Origin of the sequence: Shimia sp. (assembly GCF_041624275.1) — a bacterium.
Lineage (GTDB): Bacteria > Pseudomonadota > Alphaproteobacteria > Rhodobacterales > Rhodobacteraceae > Shimia.
On sequence record NZ_JBFJVE010000253.1, the window covers coordinates 1 to 3,286 of the forward strand.

Annotated in this window: 4 protein-coding genes; all 4 read right to left on the bottom strand. The window is 61.3% G+C overall.

All coding sequences use genetic code 11. The annotated features are described in order from the left end of the window. Window positions 1–780: TRAP transporter large permease (locus ABZD10_RS14580; protein ID WP_372887594.1), on the bottom strand; the 780-nt coding region annotated here is incomplete at its 3' end. Continuing rightward, window positions 780–1,445, bottom strand: a complete 666-nt coding sequence (locus tag ABZD10_RS14585; protein ID WP_372887596.1) for a TRAP transporter small permease — start codon at window positions 1,443–1,445, stop codon at window positions 780–782. The genes ABZD10_RS14585 and ABZD10_RS14580, both read right to left, overlap by 1 nt. 89 nt (window positions 1,446–1,534) lie before the next feature. Next, on the bottom strand, window positions 1,535–2,542 hold the full coding sequence (locus ABZD10_RS14590) for a DctP family TRAP transporter solute-binding subunit (RefSeq protein ID WP_372887598.1): 1,008 nt from the start codon (window positions 2,540–2,542) through the stop codon (window positions 1,535–1,537). A gap of 382 nt (window positions 2,543–2,924) precedes the next feature. Further along, on the bottom strand, window positions 2,925–3,286 hold a 362-nt coding region (locus ABZD10_RS14595), incomplete at its 5' end, for an Lrp/AsnC ligand binding domain-containing protein (protein ID WP_372887600.1).

A 3,286-nucleotide genomic window follows, 5' to 3' on the forward strand; every position in this document is an offset into this window, starting at 1 on the left:
CATGTCCTTGTAGATGAAGCAGGCGATCAGGAAGGCATAGACGGCGGCCACGGCAGCGGCTTCGGTCGGCGTGAAGATGCCGCCATAGATGCCGCCCAGGATGATGACGATCAGGAACAGGCCCCAGCCGGCTTCCATCCCGGACTGGGCGATCTCGCCCCAGCCCTTCCAGTCGCCCTTGGGCAGGTTCTTGACCTTGGCGATGCCGTAGATGGTCACCATCAGCATGAAGCCGGCCAGCAGGCCCGGAATGACACCGGCCAGGAACATCCGGCCGACCGAGACCTCGACGGCGGCCGCATAGACCACCATCACGATCGAGGGCGGGATCAGGATGCCCAGCGTCCCGGCGTTACAGATCACACCGGCGGCGAAGTCCTTGGAATAGCCCACCTGGCGCATGCCGGCGATCACGATCGTGCCGATGGCAACCACGGTTGCGGGCGAAGACCCCGACAGGGCGGCGAACATCATGCAGGCAAAGACGCCGGCGATCGCCAGACCGCCCGGCAGATGGCCGACACAGGCGATCGAGAAGCGGATGATCCGCTGCGCCACGCCGCCGGTGGTCATGAAGGACGAGGCCAGGATGAAGAACGGGATCGCCAGCAGGGTGAAATGCCCTTCGAAGGCTTCGAACAGCGTGCCCGCCACCGAGGCCAGCGTCGCGTCCGAGAAGAACAGCAGGAACAGGATCGACGACAGACCCAGCGAAACCGCGATCGGCACGCCGATCAGCAGAAGGCCGATCACCATCGCAAAGAGAAGTACCACTTCCATCAGTCATGCTCCCCTTGCTGAGCTCTCACTTCTTCGATTTCGTCTTCCACCTCGTGGCTGGCCACCAGACGGTCGGTCTCGCCGCGCACGATCTGCATCGCCGCCTGACAGAACCGGAACAGCAGCAGCGCCATCGACACCGGCAGCACCAGATAGGGCACCACCTTGGGCAGTTTTTCGTATTCATCGCCGTAGTTGATCAGATCCTCGAGGAACCGAAAGGCGGCGACCATCGGCACGTCCTGCACTTCATAGAAGCTCTGGCTGCGGAACTTGTCGGCAAAGCCGGTCGGGAACCAGCGCCCGGAGGTGGGCGGCAGATCCGCGAAGACGGCCCAGTAGTCCCAGGCGCCTTTCAGCATCAGGACCGAAAACAGCAGGCAGCAGACCACCGAGATGATGCCCATGATGCGCGCCACGCCGGGCGACACCATGTTGATGATCGCATCGACACCGAGATGGCTGTGTTTCTTGACCGCATAGGAGGCGCCGAGCAGCACCAGCCAGCCGAACATGAACACCGTCAGTTCCAGTGCCCAGAGAATATTAGAATTGAACCCGAACCGGGCAATGACATTGGCGAAGGTAATCAGCGTCATCAGCCCAATGAGGAACGCCATCAGCGTTTCCTCGATCCGGTCCACGAAACTATGCTTGTGTCGCATGTTCCCATGTCCCCGATACTTGTTTGAAAAAGGGGCGGACAAAGCTGCCCGCCCGAAGTCGGCCGCGCCCCGCGGGGCGCGGCACGCGATTACATTGCGGCGTTGATCGCCTGCGCCGCGTCGATGTTTTCCTGTCCGACGTCATCGGCGAATTTGGCCCAGACCGGCTTCATCACGTCGACCCATTCCTGACGCTGTTCGGCGGTCAGGCTGCGGATGGTGCCACCGGCGTCGATGATCGACTGTTTGGCCGCGTTGTTGACGGCGGTCGATTCGGCGTTGCGGGTGGCGGTGACTTCGCCGAGGATGGTCAGGAACTGGTCGCGCACATCGGCGTCCAGGCTTTCCAGCCAGTCGACATTGGTCACCACAAGGTAGTCGATGATGCCGTGGTTGGTTTCGGTGACGCCGTCCTGAACTTCGAAGAACTTCTTGCCGTAGATGTTGGACCAGGTGTTCTCCTGACCGTCGACCACGCCCTGTTGCAGCGCGCCGTAAACTTCCGAGAAGGCCATTTTCTGGGGCGAGCCGCCGATGGCTTCCATCTGGGCGACGAGCACGTCAGAGGACTGGACGCGGAATTTCAGACCATTGGCATCCGCGGGCGAGACCAGCGGCTTGTTGGCCGACATCTGCTTCATGCCGTTGTGCCAGTAGGCCAGGCCCTGCAGGCCACGGCGCTGCATCGAGTCAAGCAGCGCCTGACCGTTTTCCGAGGCCTGGAAGGCGTCGACCGCGTTGACGTCCTTGAACATGAAGGGCAGATCGAAAATGCGGAACTTCTTGGTGAACTTCTCGAACTTCGACAGCGAGGGCGCGGCCAGCTGCACGTCGCCCTGAAGCATGGCTTCGAGAACCTTGTTGTCGTTGTAGAGGGTCGAGTTCGGGAACACCTCCATGCAGGCCTTGCCGTTCATCTCTTCGTTGACGCGTTTTTCCAGCATCGAGGCGGCGATCCCTTTCGGGTGCTTGTCGGTGTTGGTCACGTGGCTGAACTTGATGACCACTTCGCCATCGTCGCAGCTTGATGCGGTTGCGGCGGTGCCGGCGGTGACGGCCAGGGCCAGTGCGGTTGCGGCAGTTGTCAGGAATTTCATTGGGTCTCCTCCCCGGTTTCCATGAGTAGAATTCGATGCCCCCCATGCAAGAGGGCTACCCGGAAACTGTGACTCCCGGAAAAAATCCACTCAACAGTTTCTTGAAGCTCCCGAAAAATTCCCCAAATACGACGTTATTTCAGTAGATTACCGCGAGGTCATCCGGTCGGAACGCGCGGTTTTCGGATTGCCTGTGCGGAAATCCGCACGGCCCCGGCCGCCGGCTGTGCGAAAATCCGCACAGTTCGCGCACCACCTGTGTCGCGCAGATCGGGCCCGATCCCGGCACTGTACCGGCACTGTACCGGCACTGTACCGGCACTGTCGCAGCACTATCGCGGCCCGATTGCCAAATGATCGCCCGGCCCCGAACCGCCGGCGATCATTCGGCAGGCGATGCCGCCGCCCGGCTCGCGCGGTATGAGCTTTCGACCTTGACCTCCTCCATCACCGCGAAGGAATTGGTCTGATACATGCCGGGAAGCTTGTTGATCTTCTCGTCGAGTATGCTGCGGAAATGGGTGATGTCGCGGGTGCGCACCGTCAACAGGTAGTCAAAAGAGCCGGCGATCAGCAGGCAGCTTTCGATTTCCTCGATCTCGCGCACCGCCCGATTGAAGGTGGCAAGCGAATTGTCGGCCGTCGCCGCCAGGCTCACCTGCACCACCATCAGATGGCCGATCCCCAGGCGTTCGAGGTCCAGCACCGCCTTGTAGCGGCGGATATAGCCGGACTTCTCGAGCC